This window comes from Rhizobium sp. TH2, assembly GCF_024707525.1.
Lineage (GTDB): Bacteria > Pseudomonadota > Alphaproteobacteria > Rhizobiales > Rhizobiaceae > Rhizobium_E.
In genome coordinates this window covers 4,265,079-4,282,157 of the sequence record NZ_CP062231.1, presented here as the reverse complement: position 1 = coordinate 4,282,157, position 17,079 = coordinate 4,265,079, and the positions used below count along the sequence as shown (strand labels likewise).

Genomic DNA, 17,079 nt, shown 5'->3' with positions numbered 1-17,079 from the left:
GCCCGCATCGCCATGCGGGGTGGCCGAAGGTGGAACGGCAGGGATTGTGCCATGGAGTTGGGGAAATGGGAAGAGATATGAGGATTATTTTCCTATAATGAGACGTAAGAGATTGATTTCGCTTGGAAGAAAATAGACAGCGTCGGTGCTTGGTTCAAGAAAGACCCCGCCCCGAACCCCTCCCCACAAGGGGGAGGGGCCAACTCGTCGCTTCCGTTCGCCTCCAAATGACAACCGAATCTGTTGCAAGGCAGAGAGTTGCTGGACCTTTGAATGGGGCAGGTCGGCAAAGCGGGGTTGGGCCCCTCCCCCTTGTGGGGAGGGGTTTGGGGCGGGGTCTTGCTAGACCCTCTTGCATTGAATTTGACCCGGTTCTGTTGGCTGAGGCGGAGTCGGATATTCGTTCGGCCGGCGCGCGTCGTAGCCCAGCTCTACGGCCAAGCCGGCCGAACGAATAGGTGGCCCGCTTCAGCCAACCCGGTGGGCCGGGCATCTTTCCGCCTTGATCAGAGGCGATCGGCTCGGACGTATATCTGGATATGCCCTTCGCCAATCGCCTCTGCCCAGACGAAAACCTGCTCCGGCAGAACCGGGTCAAATTCAATGCAAGAGGGTCTAAACCCAGCCCTGTAGCTCACGCCGAACCTGGGCCTCCAGCACATCCATGCCGTCATCGCTATCGTTGAGGCAGGGAATGTGGGTGAATTTCTCGCCGCCGTTGCGATGGAATATCTCGCCGGCCGCGACCGCGATTTCCTCGAGCGTTTCGAGGCAATCCGAGACGAAGCCGGGATTGATGACGGCGATGCGCTTGACACCGTCCTTTGCCATTTGCTCCACCGTCTTGTCGGTGTAGGGCTTGAGCCATTCCTCGGGGCCGAAGCGCGACTGGAAGGTCAGGACCAGCCTGTCCTCGGGCCAGCCGAGTTTTTCCAGCAGGAGCCGGCGGGTCTTGTGACACTGGCAGTAATAGGGATCGCCCTTGTCGAAATAGCTCTGCGGGATGCCGTGGAAAGAGGCCAGCACCTTTTCCGGCTCCCAGTCGAGTGTTGCCAGGTGCGTATTGATCGAATTGGCGAGCGCGCCGATATAGGCGTCATCGCCGGGATAGGGCGGCACGGTGCGCAGCGCAGGCTGCCAGCGCATGGCTTTCAGTGCATCGAAGGCCTTGTCGTTTACCGTCGCGGTCGTCGCAGCCGCATATTGCGGATAGAGGGGGAAGAGGAGGATTTTCTCGCAGCCCTGGGCCTGCAACGACCCGAGCTTTTCGGCGATCGACGGCTTGCCGTAGCGCATGCCCCAATCGACGATCACATCCGGGTATTCCGAGAGCCGCGCGGACATCTTCTCCGCCTGCGAGCGTGTAAAGGTGCGCAGATAGCTCTCGTCGAGATCCTTGTTCCAGATCGTCTCGTAAGCCTTGCCGACCTTCTGCGGCCGGCGATTGAGCACTATGCCGTAGAGGATGGGATACCAGTAGAGCCGCGACCACTCGATCACCCGCTTGTCGCTCAGGAACTCCGCGAGATAGCGCCGCATGGATTTGTAATCGGTGCCATCGGGTGTGCCGAGATTGACGAGCAGCACGCCAACCTTTCCGGATTTGACGGGCGGGTGATTGGCGGGACGGGCTGCTGTCATTGTCGGTCCTTTGTTCTTGCTTACGTCTACGCATCCGGACGGAATGCGGATTAGCGCGAATTGTCGCGGCCATAAAGCAAAAACGGCCCGGTTGCCCGGACCGTCTGTCGCATGGGGGATGCAGGGCTCCTAAGGCTGCCGCCGCTTCTCCCCTTGGGGAGAAGGTGGCGCGAAGCGCCGGATGAGGGGTTCCCAGAACCGCCGAATATGCCGCTGAGAACCCCTCATCTGCCCTTCGGGCATCTTCTCCCCAAGGGGAGAAGCGGGAGCGAACCGCTTGCCCCGCAGCAACTCATGCATTTGCTCTCCATATCACGGAAAGACAATTACTTCGCGGGAACGGTGATTTCCTGGCCGACCGGCAGATAACGCGGGCGCAGGCCGGGATTGGCCTCGGAAATCTTCTTCCAGACCGCGCCATCGCCGTAGTATTTCTCGGCGAGATCCCAGAAATTGTCGCCCCTGGTGAGCGTGTATTTCTGCTCGGTCGTCGCCTGAGTGCTGGCGCTTTCGGCGCCTTCCGAGGTGGTCGTCTGCTTCGACGTCGCCGCGTCCTGGGTGACGACCGGCGGCTGATTGGCGATGTCGGTCGATGCAGCGGGCAGGTCCGGCGTCTTCACGTCGCCGCCAGTCTGGGACTGCGCGTCGGCGGCGGCCTGCGTGTCCGCTGCCGGGACAGCGGAATCGACGATCGTGATGCGGCCATCGGTGAATGGCTTGTAGGGCGAATTCTTGGTGAGATAAGCCGCGGTCGTATCCTCGAGGCTTGGTCCGAAATCGTAGGCGTTCTTGGCCTTTTCGGCAAAGATCTTGTAGCCGTCGCCGCCGCCACGAACATAGTTGTTGGTCACCACGCTATAGGTCTTGGCCGGGTCGAGCGCGACCATCTTGCCGCCCTCCATGACCTCGACCGAGATCACGCGGCTGCCGACCGGCTTCTTCGGATCGAAGGAGTATTTCATCCCGGCGACCTGCGCGAAACGGCCGGCGCCCTCTTCCAATTGCGACAGGCCATTTTCAAGAGCGGTCGTGAGATCGGCGCCCGTGATCTGGAAGGTCGCGACCGAATTCTGGAACGGAAGCACGGTCAGCACTTCGCCCATGGTGACCGGACCGGCATCGATCGAAGCGCGCACGCCGCCGCCGTTCTGGATGGCGATCGTCACGCCCTGGTCCTTGACGCGGTCGAGCATGGCTTCGGCCACGAGGTTGCCCATCGCGCATTCCTTGGCACGGCAATTCTTGCGGTCGCCGTCGATCGCCTCGGCGCTTTCGCCGATGACCTTGCCTTTCAGTTCCTCGATCGGCTTGGCAAGCTCGGCGATGCGGGTCACGGTCGCCGCGTCGGGCTTGAACTTGGCGTCGATCAGGATCGGGTCGCCCTTGGCCGATTTCGGCACGCCGGCGTCATCAAAGACCACGTTGAGGTCACCAAGATACTTGCTGTACTGGCCGGCCTGCACGACCGGTACCTTGTAGCCACCGGGGTTGTCGACCATCGTCGGGTAGGGGCCCGCCGCATCCTTGTCGGTGTTCGACAGCAGCGTGTGGGTATGGCCACCGACGACGACATCGACATCCGGAATCTTGGCGATCACGGCGAGATCGCGGGGATAGCCCACATGGGTCAGCGCGATGATCTTGTTGACGCCTGCCGCCTTGAGCTTGGCCACTTCGTCCTTGATCGCCTGCTCGTCCACACCGATCATGATGTTCGGGCCGGGCGTCGCAATATCCGGCGTATCGTTGGTGACGGCGCCGACGATGCCGATCTTCTGGCCGCCGACATCAAGCACGATCGACGGCTTGATCTTGTCCTTGATCTTGGAGCTGAAGCCCGCCACCACATTGGCGGTGACGACCGGGAACTGGACCTTGTCGAGGAAGGGTGCCAACGCATCCTCGCTGTCGTCGAATTCATGGTTGCCGACGGTCATCGCGTCGAACTTCATAGCGTTCAGCATCTCGGCTTCGACCGTGCCCTTGTACATGGTGTAGAACAGCGAGCCCTGGAAATTGTCGCCGGCATTGAGAAGCAGGACATTCTTGCCGGCGAGAGCGGCGCGCGTTTCGTTGATCGCGGTCAGCAGGCGCGCGGCGCCGCCGAAGCATTCGCTCTTGCCCTCGTCCTCGGCCGAGCACGTGGAATCGAACTTGTTGATCGATTCGATGCGGGAATGGAAATCGTTGATGTGGAGAATGTTGAGTTCATAGTCGGCGAATGCGGCACCTGCCGAAACGGCCAGCGCGGATGCGCTCAGCATGGCAAGCCTGATAAAGCGGTTCATGGTCTCTCTCCTTCTCGATCCGAAGCGTCGTCGTGTCCGGTTGACCCGGATTGTGGACATCTATTCGTCTTGTGATCCATGACCGCAGGCGAAGAAGAGAGCGGCCAGGAATTCTGTTGGCCGGAAGAGCCCGGCCTATTGTACCGATGCGACAGTGGTCGATTTGCGGGCAAGCGTGAACTGGGCGCCGGAATCGGCCGTGCAATTCAACTGGTTGGGATTGACCAGTGCGCAATTGACCTTGGACTGCTTGTTCTGCACCAGCGAGGTGAGGCTGATCTCGTAGAGATTACCCGAGGAATTGATGTAATTGCCCGTCGCGAGAAGCTGGTTTGTATCCGTCGTCCGGGTGCTGAAATTGCCTGTCTGGAATGTCGAGATCAGTCCGTTGGGATCGGACCAGGTTCCCTCGATCGTGGTCGGTGCCGGGGCGACGGGCAGTGGACGCTGCCGTTCGGTCGTGCACGAAGCGAGTGCGGCGGTGACGACGAGCGCCGGGATGGCGAATTTTTTCATGCATGTCTCCCTGCGGGGGCTCGGCGGATGCCTTTGGCTGCCGCTCTCTACCCTTCGCATGGCAGTTTGCCGCCTTTCGAAAACGAAAGCAAGCGTTTGCCGTGCTGCAGGTTCCGCTTTCACAGGTGCTGACACGGAAAACCCCGCGAGATGAATTCGCGGGGTTTTACAATGGCTTCGATAGACCCGCTTAACGAACGAGAATGTTGCGGAACTGCCACGGATCGGAGTGATCGAGGTCTTCCGGGAACAGGCCCGGGCGGCCATCGAGAGGTGTCCAATTGGTGTAATGACCCTCGACAGGTCCGAGATAGGGCATCTGCACTTCCAGGCAGCGCTTGTAATCCATCTCGTCGGCCTCGACGATGCCTGATCTGGGATTTTCAAACGCCCAGACCATGCCGGCGAGCACTGCGGAAGTCACCTGCAGGCCCGTGGCGTTCTGGTATGGTGCCAGTTTGCGTGTCTCTTCGAGCGAGAGCCGCGAGCCATACCAGTAGGCGTTCTTCTCGTGGCCATAGAGCAGCACGCCGAGTTCATCGACGCCATCCTCCAGCTCGTCCTCGTTGAGAACGTGCAGAACAGGCTGGGCATTGCCGCCATTGCCGAACATTTCGTGCAGCGAGATCACGGCATCGTTCGACGGGTGGTAGGCATAGTGGCAGGTCGGGCGATAGTTCACGTCGCCGTCCTTGTCATGGACGGTGAAATATTCGGCGATCGAGATTGCTTCGTTGTGCGTCACCAGGAAGCCGTATTGCGGGCCGGGCGTCGGGCACCAGCTGCGGACGCGGGTGTTGGCGCCGGCCTGTTCGAGATAGATGGCCGACTTGTGGCCCTTCTTGAACTTCTTGGCGGTCTTCGGCATCCACTTTTCATTGGTGCCCCAGCCGAGTTCAGCCGGTTGCAGGCCCTCGGAAATGAAGCCTTCCACCGACCAGGTATTCCAGAAGACGTTGAGCGGCTTCGGATGCTTGGTGCGCTGGGTATCGCGCTCGGCAATGTGGACGCCCTTGACGCCGAGCTTCTTCATGAGCTTGGCCCAGCCCTCGCGATCGTCCTGCGACGGCTCGTCGTATTTCACGCCGATCTCGTTGGCGAGGTTGATGAGCGCCTGCTTGACGAACCACGAAACCATGCCGGGATTGGCGCCGCAGGTGGAAACCGCCGTCGCCCCACCGGGGCTCTTGAACTTCTCCTTGCGCATGGTTTCGCGCAGCGCGTAGTTGGTGCGCGCGGCGTTGTCCTTGTCCTTGTCGAAATAGAAGCCGTGCCATGGCTCGACGACCGTATCGATATAGAGCACGTCATGCTTGCGGCAGAGCTTCATCAGGTCGACGGAAGATATATCAACGGAAAGGTTGACGCAGAAGCCCTGGCCTTCGCCTTCGGTCAGCAGCGGCTTGAGCAATTCCTTGTAATTGTCCTTGGTGACGTGGGCCTGAATGTGCCGCACGCCATGGCGCGCAAGCAGCTCGGCCTCGTCGTTTCGCGGTTCGATGACCACCATCCGGCTCTTGTCGAATTTGAAGTGACGCTCGATGAGGGGTAAAGTACCACGTCCGATCGAGCCAAAGCCGATCATCACGATCGGGCCTGTAATTTCGCCATAGATTGGATAGTTTTGTTCAGCCATTTCCCGCTTTACTCCTTCTGTTGACAGCGATGGCTGGCTACAAATCATAGATTCCCGTCATAAAAAAGCGAATTCGGTTGAAGTTTCGGCGCCTGGAAAGACGGGACGTGCATTTTGCGCCGGGAATTGGCGTCGGCATCAAGGATCACGTCTTCAGAATCTCGATGCCATGCGCGACGGTGGTAAACGCGACCTCGATGATCTCGTATTCGGCGATCTTGTGGATGACGAAGGGATCGGCCGCGCACATGTCCTCGATCATCTCCCTCTGTCCGCGCGCCAGAATCACGCCGCCGGTGCGCGGGATCTTGCGGCCCGAGGCGAGGAAGAAATTGCCGTCATAGCCCTCGCGAACCCAGGCCATATGCGCATCCATATGCTTGTCGGCATCTTCGAGCGGCGCGATGTAGGTGAGGGAGAGGATGAACATCTTAGGATCCTGGATTGAGTTCCTTCAGAGTGCGCCTGTACGATAGCAGCGCATCCCGGCCTTCGATTTTTGCCTCCTCCGGAGTTTCACCATCTGCCATGCAACCCGGAAAGTCTGGAAATTCGATCAGATAGCCTTCCCCCTCGCTTTCCAGCAGAGGCCGAATTACGTGGCCCGGCAGATCCTCTTCATCCGTTTGCATGTCACTCACTCAGCTCGGCGCGGACAAGGCCGCGCAAGGAATTGCCGACATAAAACGGATTGCGCCGTAGATCGTCAATCGTCAACCGCCCGTTTCTCGCCTTCTTCTGGCAGATCAGCGAGGTGCGCAGGATGCCGGCGAGGCAGCCGGAGGAGAGGGGTGGCGTGAGCAGGGTGCCCGAACCTTCGTCAACGAAGACGTTGGTGATCGTGCCTTCGCAGATCTCGCCCTTCTCGTTGAGCAGGATGGCTTCGTCGGCATCGTCCCTGCTGTATTCCGCGCGGGCGGCTTCATAGACGGCGCGCTTTGACGTCTTGTGGCGGAGGATGGGATCGGTCGAGCTAAGCCTCGCCTCGTGGGCGACGCGAATGCGCCATATGGTATCGTCCGCCAGTGGCAAGTAGGGAGCCGAGGTGATCTCGTATCTTCCGTCGTGAAAAAGCTCCAGACGTAGGCGCAATACTTCGATTTTCTCTCTTATATATATGAGCAATGCTTGAGATGCACTTTCAGCGCCCGCGAACCCCAGAACCTTGGCGGAATTTCGTAAGCGCGCCATGTGGAGATTGAATCTCGGGATGCCGGTTTCGGGCTCGAAGCGCATGGTTTCGATGAGCGAGAAACCGCTCATGCGGCGATCACTTCACTGCCCACGGCAAAGCGGGCCTTGAGGAGACATTCGGCATATTCGTCCTCGGCGCGGGAATCGAAGACGATGCCGCCGCCGGCGTTGAATACGGCCTCGCCGCTGTCGAACAGCGAGATAGTGCGGATCGCCACATTGAAGCGCATGCGGCCGTCCGGCGCAATAAAACCGATCGAGCCGCAATAGGCGTCGCGTGGGCCTACCTCCAGTTCGTGCAGGATTCTCATGGCCCACATTTTCGGCGCGCCGGTCACCGAGCCGCAGGGGAAGAGGGCGGCGAAGACGTCGCGGATCGTCAGGCCGGGCAGAAGCTTTGCCCGGACGTGACTGACCATCTGGTGGACGGTCGGATAAGTCTCGATGTCGAAGAGTTTCGGCACATCGAGCGTGCCAACCTCGGTGATGCGCGAGATGTCGTTGCGCAGCAGGTCGACGATCATCCGGTTTTCGGCCTGGGTCTTCTCGTCGGCCTTCATCGCCTCGATGATCTCCAGGTCCTCTTCGGGGGAGAACCCGCGCGCGGCCGTGCCTTTCATCGGATGGGTCTCGATCCAGCCTTCATTATCGACATTGAAGAAGAGTTCCGGCGAGCGCGACAGCAGGACGGGACCGCCGAGATTGACCAGCGCGCCGTAATGCACCGGCTGCCGTTCGATCAGCGACCAGAAGGCCGCGACCGGATCGCCCGACCAGCGGCCACGGATCGGCATGGTGAGATTGGCCTGATAGCAATCCCCTTGACGAAGGTGCCAATGCAGCCGGTCGAAGCGCTCCTTGTAGGCCGGGAAATTCCATTCGGCGCGCGGGCTGGACAGGAACGGCTCGTTTTCGGTTCTCTGCTTCGGTGTCGCCAGAGGATGATCCGTCTGCGGCGCATCGAAGATGCCGAAGGCCATCAGCGGCGTTTCGCGGCCGGGTGTCACGAGCGGTGTGAGCTTTTCCTCGAAAAGATAACCGGCCTCATAGGCCATGAAGCCAGCGATCCATTTGCCGGCCGCGCGCGCCGCTTCGAGCGTTTCCAGCCCGGCAAAGAACGTCGCCTTGTCGCGCGCCAGCACGAGACGCTCCGGTTCGGCGAAAACCAGGGTCTCGTCCGCGAGGTCGTCGCGCAGCAGCACAAAGGGGTTTTGCGGTTTCATTCTCTTGCTCAGGCCAGGGTCAAAACCTATCAGCCTTTATCAAGCGCTTCCAACTCGTCGATCAGCCCTTCGATCATCGACAGGCCCTTGTCCCAGAACGACGGATCGGTGGCATCGAGGCCGAATGGTTTGAGCAGTTCGGCATAGTGCTTGGTGCCGCCGGCCTTGAGCAGCGCGAAATACTTCTCCTGGAAGCCTTCCGCGGCATTCTGGTACACGGCGTAGAGGGAATTCACCAGGCAATCGCCGAAGGCATAGGCGTAGACGTAGAAGGGCGAGTGGATGAAGTGGGGGATATAGGACCACCATCCTTCATAGCCCTCGGAAATCTTGATGGCAGGCCCAAGGCTCTCGGCTTGAACGGAAAGCCAGAGTTCGCCGATCTGCTCGGAGGTCAATTCGCCATCCTTGCGCGCGGTGTGCAGCTTGCGCTCGAATTCGTAGAAGGCGATCTGGCGCACGACCGTGTTGATCATGTCCTCGACCTTCTGGGCGAGCATCGCCTTGCGCTCGGCCTTGTCCTTGGTCTTGGCGAGCAATGCGCGGAAGGTCAGCATCTCGCCGAACACGGACGCGGTCTCGGCCAATGTCAGTGGCGTCGAGCACATCAGCGCGCCTTGTGCGCCGGCCAAAACCTGGTGGACGCCGTGGCCGAGTTCGTGGGCGAGCGTCATCACATCGCGCGGTTTGCCGAGATAGTTCACCAGCACGTAAGGGTGCGCTGACGGTACCGTCGGATGGGCGAATGCGCCCGGCGCCTTGCCCGGCTTGGCGGGCGCGTCGATCCAGTTCTTGTCGAAGAAATCGCGGGTGATGTCGGCCATTTCGGGTGCGAATTCATTGTAGGCCGACAGCACGGTCTCCTTCGCCTGGTCCCACGGCACGAGTTGGGAAGGCGTTTCGGGCAGGGGTGCGTTGCGGTCCCAGTAGTTGAGCTGGTCCATGCCGAGCCATTTCGCCTTCATCGCATAATAGCGGTGTGACAGGCGGGGATAGGCTGCCTTGACCGCGGCGGCCAACGCATCGACCACTTCGCCTTCGACGCGGTTGGATAGATGGCGGCTGTCGGCGATATCCTTGAAGCCACGCCAACGATCGGAAATGTCCTTGTCCTTGGCCAGCGTGTTGGTGATCAGCGTGAAGATCCGGATATTCTCCTTGAAGACCTTGCTGATCGCTTCGGCTGCCTTGGCGCGGGTGGCCGGATCGGGCTCCTGAAGCTTGTTGAGGGCCGACTCGAGCGCCAGCGACTCGCCATCGATCTCGAAACGGAGTGCGGCAAGCGTCTCGTTGAACAGGCGGTTCCACGCCGCGGCGCCGGTCTGGGACTTTTCGAGGAACAGTTGCTCGCTCTTGTCATCAAGCTGGTAGGGCTTTTCCTTGCGCAGATCCTCGATCCACGGGCGATAATGGTTGGCGACCGCATCGTTCGAGAGTGCTTGCTCGAGGGTTGCGTCATCCACACGGTTCAGTTCGAGGCTGAAGAACAGCAGGCTGCCGGCCATATCTGTGATTGCGGCGCTGGTGTCGGCGAAGAATTTGCCGCTAGCGGGGTCCATCATGTCGGAATAATAGACGAGGCCGGCATAGGAGCCGATGCGACCAATCAGGTCTTCAAGTGCTTCGAACTCGCGGATCGCCTGACCGAGGCCTTCGGCTCCGAATTTGCCGCAGGCGGCATCGAGCCTGCCTTTCCACTTTTCCTGGAAGGCTGCTGAAACGGTCTTGGCCTTTTCGAGGTCACCAAGAAACGCCGAACCGTCGCGCGAGGGATAGAGATCGCCGAGATTCCATTCAGGCAGATTGCCGAGCGCTGCATCTGCATGTGCGGCCTCGGTGGCTGCATGGTGCGGGTGACGGGAGACGAATGGGTGCATGGATCTGCCTCTGGAAAAAAGTCCCGCCCTCTTTAGAACATCACTTTCGCAAAGTGAACATTCCAGCCACGCCGTTTTGGCCTTGGTACAGCGGCGTCACGAAATCATGCATATCGCTAAAATGCGAGCATTTCTCAAAACGGGATGTCAAAGCATCCGGATCATTGTGCGGTCATAACGAAAAAACTCAGGGGGAGATCCTATGAGCACGCACATCCTGTTGATTGACGACGATCCGGTCCAGCGGCGGCTTCTGCGGCACGCCGTGGAACGCATCGGCCATACCGCGCATATGGCCGAAAACGGCAAGCAGGGGCTGGAGGCGCTCGCGCGCCTCGGCGACAAGGTTTCCGTCATCATCCTCGACCTGATGATGCCCGAAATGAACGGCATCGCCTTCCTTAACGCCATGCATGACCAGGGGGTGGACATTCCGGTGATTGTGCAGACTGGCCAGGGCGGTATCGAGACCGTGGTCATGGCCATGCGCGCCGGTGCCTTCGACTTTGTGGTCAAGCCGGTTTCACCTGAACGCATCGGCACTGCCATCAACAATGCACTCAAGGTTGATCGTACCGCCGCGACCCGCGCGCCGTCCCGGTCAAGAAGCGGTGCGATCCGCTTCGACGACATCGTCGCCGTCAGCCCGGCCATGTCGCGGGTGATGGAACTCGCCCGCCGCGCCGCCCAATCCGACATCCCGGTGGTGCTGGAAGGCGAATCCGGCGTCGGCAAGGAAATGGTGGCCCGCGCCATCCAGGCCGGCAGCGACCGCGCCCACAAGCCGTTCGTGACGGTCAATTGCGGCGCCATCCCGAATAACCTCGTCGAGAGCATCCTGTTCGGTCACGAGAAAGGTGCCTTCACCGGCGCGACCGAAAAGCATGCCGGCAAATTCGCCGAGGCCGATGGCGGTACGCTGTTCCTAGACGAGATCGGCGACCTTCCGCTCGAAGTCCAGGTCAAGCTGCTCCGCGCCATCCAGCACGGCGAGATCGAGACGGTCGGCGCCCGCCGCACGCAGAAGGTCGATGTGCGGCTGATCTCCGCCACCAACAAGGACCTGATCGCGGCGGTCAAGAACGGCGAGTTCCGCGAGGACCTCTATTATCGCCTCAACGTCTTCCCGATCACCATTCCCGCACTTCGCCGCCGCAAGGAAGATATTCCGGTGCTTGCCCGCACCTTCGCCGAGCGTTTCGCCGGCGGCCAGAAGCTCGAGCGTGTGCCCGATATCACGCCTGCCGCCATGGCATTGCTGACGGCTTTCGACTGGCCGGGCAATATCCGCCAGCTGGAGAACTCCATCTTCCGCGCCGTCGTGCTCGCCGAGGAGCCGCATCTCGACATCGGCGACTTCCCGCAGATCGCGGCCCAGATCCCCGGCTACATTACCGAGGACGGAGAGAGCATCTTCACGGGCAACCGGGATGTGCTGCAGGTGCCGAGCATGGCGGTGAACCACATGCCGCCGGTCTATCCGGATTTCGCCGGCACCGGCATCGGGGAAGAGCGCCAGCATTTCCGCCAGTCGCCAACCGCCAATACGCAGAGCGAGGGCACGATTTCCGGACTCGGCCATGACGGCGAGGTACGAACCATCGCCGGCGTCGAGGAAGAACTCATCCGATTCGCGCTGCGCTTCTATCGCGGCCAGATGAGCGAAGTGGCGCGGCGGCTCGGCATTGGACGGTCGACGCTCTATCGCAAGCTCAAGGACTACGGCATCGATCCGGACGATCCGTTGAAGACGCGGGAACTCGAACGGGTTTGATTCTCTCCGAATCGCATGCACATCGATCGGCGGCCAGGGCTTGTCTCTGGCCGCTTTATTTATGGATTCCTAAAATTGAATCCGCTTTTTGGCTTACGGCGATACGATTTTTCTGTGGCTTACGTGCATCACGTGAATTTTTTTTGAGTCGCAGTAAACCCCACAGAATCAGGCACGGACAAGGCACACCGTATAAAAATCGGCAACCTGATTTGACCGAATCTTAAAAAACCGCTGGAAAACCGCGAGAAAATCGGCTTAAAGCGAGACCTTGGTTAAAATCCTGGTTGGCGTTTATCCCTTGTTAGTGCTTCATTGACTATAAATCGGGATCTGACGTGACTATACGCATTTGCCATCGTCTTACCGTATTTGGCTTTCAATAGGGCAACGGGCGGTGACCAGTGGACGGGGATCGAGTTGATTTATAACGAAGAGTCCAAGAACCGGGTTTCAAAAGAGGCGGGCGGTATTTCTGCTTTTATGCGGAAGACGGCGGCTACCCTGAAGACCCTCGTTCCGGCTGTACTGCTCGTCATCGGGCTGCTGGCGGCCAACTCCGAGGCCTCGGCGCAGACACGCGCCTTGAAGCTGTATAACGTCCATACAAATGAGAAGCAGACGATCGTCTTCAAACGCGGTGGCCGCTACGATTCCTCGGGTCTCAAGAAGATCAATCACATTCTCCGCGACTGGCGCAAGAATCAGCCGACCAAGATGGACCCCCGTCTGCTTGACCTGATCTGGGAAGTCTACCAGAAGTCGGGTTCGCGCGATTACATCCACGTCATCTGCGGTTACCGTTCGCCCGGCACCAATGCCATGCTGAAGGGCCGCTCGCGCCGCTCGGGCGTAGCCGAGAAGAGCCAGCATATGCTTGGCAAGGCCCTGGATTTCTACATTCCCGACGTCCGACTGAGCAAGCTGCGCGAAATCGGCGTGAAGTTCCAGGTCGGCGGCGTCGGCTTCTATCCGAAGTCGGGTTCGCCCTTCGTGCACATGGATATCGGCGGCGTTCGCGCCTGGCCGCGCATGCCGCGCCGCGAACTTTCCCGCCTCTTCCCCGACGGCAAGACGATCCACCGGCCTGCCGAAGGCGGACAGATGCCTGGTTACAGTGCCGCCCTGAAGGATTACAAGCGCCGTGTTGGTTCGAACTCCATCATGATTGCGGGCGATCCGTCCAAGAATTCCGATTCGGAGACGAAGCAGGGCAAGAGCCTGCTCGCAGCGCTCTTCTCGCGTGCCGATGAGGACGAGGGTGATATGAACGATGCGCCGGAGACGGCTGTCGAGAAGCCTTCGAAGAAGGTCAAGGAAGAGCCGAAGGAAGAAATCCTGACGGCCTCGGCCGAGGACGAAAAGATCGCCGCACCGGTTCCGCGTGTCCGCCCGGCCTTTGCCGAGGAAGAGACCGAAACGCTGCAGACGGCGCTTCTCTCGACCAAGAAGAATGCTGCCGAAGATGCGATGAAGGCGGCGCTGACACCGCAGATCGAAGCGCTGGAAACCGCAAGCAAGGAAGGCGAGAGCGAGGAAGACGAGACGTCCGAATTCTCCAATCTCGCCGAATACAAGATTCCGGTTCCCGAGCTTCTTGGCGAGCGCAAGCGTCCGGGCGACGGTGAAGAGGTGCTGACCGCATCGGCCGAGACTCTCGACGGCGCGACCATGGCTGCACTCGGTGGCGTTCCAGTCCCGGCTTTCCGTCCGGAAGATGGACAGAAGCTGGTCACCGCGGCTGCCGACGACCTCAACGCTCCGGCGCCTGACCTGAAGGCCGAGGAAGTTGCAGCACTCGCTCGTGAAACCGGCGAGAAGCTCAACGCCGATGCTCGGACCGACGAGGACGAAGTCGCAGGCATGATCGATAGCCTGGATGGCGCCGACAAGACCAATGCGGATGCCAACCTCGCCGAGATGGCGTCGCTCGACATGCCGAAGACCACTGTAACGCGTGGTTTCGCGATCCCGGCAAGCCTTCCCGAAGACGAGGTTGCCGTGACTCCGAAGGCTGCGACCAAGGGTCACCGCCTGACCCGCGAAGAAGCGAAGGCGGATGCCAATGACAGCACCCGCATCGAGCCGAAGCTGACGCAGAACCTGATCGCCCAGTGGGCGCTGACCAAGGGCCGCGCGGAAGTGCTTGCAAAGCCGGTCAAGGCACCGCGCTTCGTGAGCCGCACGATGCGCAAGCAGCCGACCGCGGTCTATGCCGACGGCTTCAGTCTCAGCTCGGCGGACGTTAATCCGGACCGGTTCTCCGGCACCGCGGTCAACTTCATGCCGGTCAAGAAGTTCGAAAACTAAGACAGACGATTTCGTCTCGATAATCAAACCGCCGGGTCATCGATCCGGCGGTTTTGCTTTGTGATTGTGCCCCGCCAAAGAGGATAGTTAAAATGACTTTGCCGACCACGCCGTGGGTATTCGACGGGCACAACGATCTTCTGCTGCGGCTGCTGCTCGGCCATACGACCGTGGAACAGGTTCGCAATGGCGGAGGAAAGCACCACATAGATCTTCCTCGTGCCATCGAAGGCGGCTTCGGTGGCGGAATGTTCGCCATCTTCAATCCTGATCCACCGGGCGCTTCCAGCAGCCTCGACAATATGACGGACGACATGGCGCTATCAGGCTTGCTGGACCCCGATCTGGCGCTACGCTCGACGGTGGGGCAGGCAGCACTTCTTCAAGAGCTTGAGCAGGATGGCTCAGTCATCATTTGCCGCTCGGCGGACGAGATCGAAGCCGCGCTCGAAAAGCCGCCGATGGCCGCGGTCCTGCATCTGGAAGGGGCGGACTGCATCGATGCGGAATTCAGGGCGCTCAATGTGCTCTACGCGCTTGGCCTCAGAAGCCTGGGGCCGGTCTGGAGCCGCAAGACGCGCTGGGCGGAGGGTGTACCGTTCCGTTTTCCCTCGACGGGTGCCACGGGGCCGGGGCTGACCGAGGACGGCAAGCGGCTGATCCGGGAATGCAACAGGCTCGGCATCGCAATCGACCTGTCACATCTCAATGAGAAGGGCATGGATGACATTGCTGATATCACCGATGTGCCGTTGATCGCGTCCCATAGCAATGCCCATGCGATCTGTGCGCATGCGCGCAATCTCACTGATCGCCAACTCGACATGATTGCCGAATCCAAGGGCATGGTCGGCGTCAATTTTGCTGCCGCCTTCCTGCGCCCGGACGGACGGATGAAAAGCGACTTCGGGCTGGATGTGATGCTGCGCCATTTCGATTACCTCATCGGCAAGCTCGGCGAGAATGGCGTCGGCTTCGGCTCCGATTTCGACGGGGCGATGGTCTCGCGTGAGATCAAGGATGTGGCAGGCCTGCCCAAACTGCGCCAGGCGATGCTGGATGCCGGCTATGGCGCGGAGCTGATGACCAAGCTCTGCCATGGCAACTGGATCGACGTGCTGCGCCGGACCTGGAATTAACCGACAAAACCGCCGTTCATCGACCCGGTGGCTTTCGTTTGCACCGAGATCAGTGCGGGATCATCCCAATATTGACAATCAGTTGTCGTAATGGTAACTGGTTGTCGTATATTGATATGCGAGATGCACATGGACACAAGCGAAGCAATCACCGGCGTTCTGCTCGCCATCTTCCGGCTCAATGGCCTGATCCTGAACCGTGGCGACCAATTGACCGAAGAATTCGGGCTCACGAGCGCACGCTGGCAAGTGCTCGGCGCGATCGCGCTCAGCGGTGGGCCGCAGGGCGTTCCCGATATCGCCGACCGCATGGGCGTGACGCGGCAGGGCGCGCAGAAGCAGGTCAACATGCTTGAACAGGACGGAATGCTGGCCAAGCGCCCCAATCCCCGTCATCAGCGCTCGCCTCTCTACGCCCTCACGGCGAGAGGCAGGGATGCCTATAACGAGATTATGGTCAAATACGCTGAGTGGACCGACGAACTCGCCGACGGCGCCACGCCCGGCATCTATGAGCAAACGCTCGAGGGCCTGCGCTATCTCGAAACGCGCCTGGCGGTGAATTCGCACGAAGGAGATGTGACATGAAGAAGGTTGCTCACGCCGTGGCGGGTTCGGTCGCATTGCTGCTTGTCCTGTCGTTCCTGACGATCACCATCCTCTCCGAATTGAGCATGGATGCGGAAAATGTGATCCTCGCCAAGCGAATGGTCCTCTATGGCATCGCTCTGCTCATTCCCATGATGGCGGTGACGGGAGGCAGCGGGTTCTCGCTTGCGGCCGGCAGAGTTGGGCCGTTGGTTGAACTCAAGAAGAAGCGTATGCGCCTGATCGCGGCGAACGGCATGCTCGTCATGCTGCCTTCGGCGATATGGCTTTACTACAGCGCGGCAAAGGGCGAGTTCGGAACGGCTTTCATGGTCGTGCAGGCTATCGAACTTGTGGGCGGGTTCACGCAGCTTTATCTGCTGGGTAGGAATTTCCGCGATGGATTGCGTCTCTCGGGCAGGCTTCGTCGCCGGCCGGCGATTTCCAGAGCCGGTTCTTGAGCACGCATTTCGGAGCCCCGTGAGAATCAAAAGGCCGCCGGATGGAAATCCGGCGGCCTTTATCACATTCGAATTATTTCTTACGCTTCGTCCGGTGGGCCTTCGATCATGCCGAGCGCTGCGAGATAGGTCTCGAGGATGGCTTCCTGTTCCATCCGCTCGTCCTTATCCTGCTTGCGGATGGCGATCACCTTCTTGAGGATCTTCGAGTCGAAGCCGGTCGACTTGGCCTCGCCATAGACGTCCTTGATGTCGTCGGCGATGGTTTTCTTTTCTTCTTCCAGCCGCTCGATCCGTTCGATGAAAGACCGCAACTGATCGCGTGCGACGCCATGTGCATCTGCCATTGATGCCCGCTCCTTTGATGATTCCGTGACAATATTTCGAGCGCTCACGTGCCGCGAAAGGCGGCCAAGGTCAAGCGGATTCGGC

Annotated in this window: 15 protein-coding genes; 5 read left to right on the top strand and 10 right to left on the bottom strand. The window is 60.0% G+C overall.

Translation table 11 applies throughout. The annotated features are described in order from the left end of the window. Window positions 1–615 precede the first annotated feature (615 nt). From hemH to IHQ71_RS21180, 9 genes are all read right to left on the bottom strand, one after another. The gene (gene hemH, locus IHQ71_RS21220) at window positions 616–1,641 is read right to left on the bottom strand and encodes a ferrochelatase (protein ID WP_258158414.1); all 1,026 of its coding nucleotides are present in this window, start codon (window positions 1,639–1,641) and stop codon (window positions 616–618) included. Between the two features lie 326 nt (window positions 1,642–1,967). Continuing rightward, on the bottom strand, window positions 1,968–3,929 hold the full coding sequence (locus tag IHQ71_RS21215; RefSeq protein ID WP_258158413.1) for a 5'-nucleotidase C-terminal domain-containing protein: 1,962 nt from the start codon (window positions 3,927–3,929) through the stop codon (window positions 1,968–1,970). 135 nt (window positions 3,930–4,064) lie between these two features. Further along, on the bottom strand, window positions 4,065–4,445 hold the full coding sequence (locus IHQ71_RS21210) for a hypothetical protein (RefSeq protein ID WP_258158412.1): 381 nt from the start codon (window positions 4,443–4,445) through the stop codon (window positions 4,065–4,067). A gap of 190 nt (window positions 4,446–4,635) precedes the next feature. Next, window positions 4,636–6,081 carry a homospermidine synthase gene (locus IHQ71_RS21205; protein WP_258158411.1) on the bottom strand — a complete coding sequence of 482 codons (1,446 nt, stop codon included), beginning with the start codon at window positions 6,079–6,081 and terminating at the stop codon, window positions 4,636–4,638. A gap of 145 nt (window positions 6,082–6,226) precedes the next feature. Continuing rightward, a complete protein-coding gene (locus tag IHQ71_RS21200; RefSeq protein WP_258158410.1) occupies window positions 6,227–6,511 on the bottom strand; it encodes a YciI family protein in 285 nt (94 codons plus the stop codon). A gap of 1 nt (window position 6,512) precedes the next feature. Continuing rightward, the gene (locus IHQ71_RS21195; RefSeq protein WP_258158409.1) at window positions 6,513–6,713 is read right to left on the bottom strand and encodes a type II toxin-antitoxin system HicB family antitoxin; all 201 of its coding nucleotides are present in this window, start codon (window positions 6,711–6,713) and stop codon (window positions 6,513–6,515) included. 1 nt (window position 6,714) lies between these two features. Next, window positions 6,715–7,344 carry an aminotransferase class IV family protein gene (locus IHQ71_RS21190; protein ID WP_258158408.1) on the bottom strand — a complete coding sequence of 210 codons (630 nt, stop codon included), beginning with the start codon at window positions 7,342–7,344 and terminating at the stop codon, window positions 6,715–6,717. After that, window positions 7,341–8,498: an aminodeoxychorismate synthase component I gene (locus tag IHQ71_RS21185; protein ID WP_258158407.1), complete on the bottom strand. Its 1,158-nt coding sequence runs from the start codon at window positions 8,496–8,498 to the stop codon at window positions 7,341–7,343. Before IHQ71_RS21185 ends, IHQ71_RS21190 begins: the two co-directional genes overlap by 4 nt. Window positions 8,499–8,527: 29 nt before the next feature. After that, a complete protein-coding gene (locus IHQ71_RS21180; protein ID WP_258158406.1) occupies window positions 8,528–10,375 on the bottom strand; it encodes a M3 family oligoendopeptidase in 1,848 nt (615 codons plus the stop codon). Window positions 10,376–10,577: 202 nt separating this feature from the next. Here IHQ71_RS21180 and IHQ71_RS21175 point away from each other — a divergent pair, with 202 nt between their 5' ends. From IHQ71_RS21175 to IHQ71_RS21155, 5 genes are all read left to right on the top strand, one after another. Then, window positions 10,578–12,149 (top strand): sigma-54 dependent transcriptional regulator, encoded by a 1,572-nt coding sequence (locus IHQ71_RS21175; RefSeq protein WP_258158405.1) that lies wholly within the window; start codon window positions 10,578–10,580, stop codon window positions 12,147–12,149. Between the two features lie 483 nt (window positions 12,150–12,632). After that, on the top strand, window positions 12,633–14,459 hold the full coding sequence (locus IHQ71_RS21170; protein ID WP_258158404.1) for a DUF882 domain-containing protein: 1,827 nt from the start codon (window positions 12,633–12,635) through the stop codon (window positions 14,457–14,459). A 92-nt stretch (window positions 14,460–14,551) separates the two neighbouring features. Next, entirely contained in the window at window positions 14,552–15,598 is a 1,047-nt protein-coding gene (locus IHQ71_RS21165) for a dipeptidase (protein ID WP_258158403.1), read from the top strand. Window positions 15,599–15,727: 129 nt separating this feature from the next. Further along, complete coding sequence (locus IHQ71_RS21160) at window positions 15,728–16,186, top strand: MarR family winged helix-turn-helix transcriptional regulator (RefSeq protein ID WP_258158402.1); 459 nt, start codon at window positions 15,728–15,730, stop codon at window positions 16,184–16,186. Beyond that, window positions 16,183–16,647: a hypothetical protein gene (locus tag IHQ71_RS21155; RefSeq protein ID WP_258158401.1), complete on the top strand. Its 465-nt coding sequence runs from the start codon at window positions 16,183–16,185 to the stop codon at window positions 16,645–16,647. The genes IHQ71_RS21160 and IHQ71_RS21155 overlap by 4 nt, the downstream gene beginning before the upstream one ends. A gap of 80 nt (window positions 16,648–16,727) precedes the next feature. Here the strand turns inward: IHQ71_RS21155 and IHQ71_RS21150 are convergent, their stop codons facing one another. Further along, the gene (locus IHQ71_RS21150; protein WP_258158400.1) at window positions 16,728–16,994 is read right to left on the bottom strand and encodes a DUF2312 domain-containing protein; all 267 of its coding nucleotides are present in this window, start codon (window positions 16,992–16,994) and stop codon (window positions 16,728–16,730) included. Window positions 16,995–17,079: the final 85 nt, after the last annotated feature.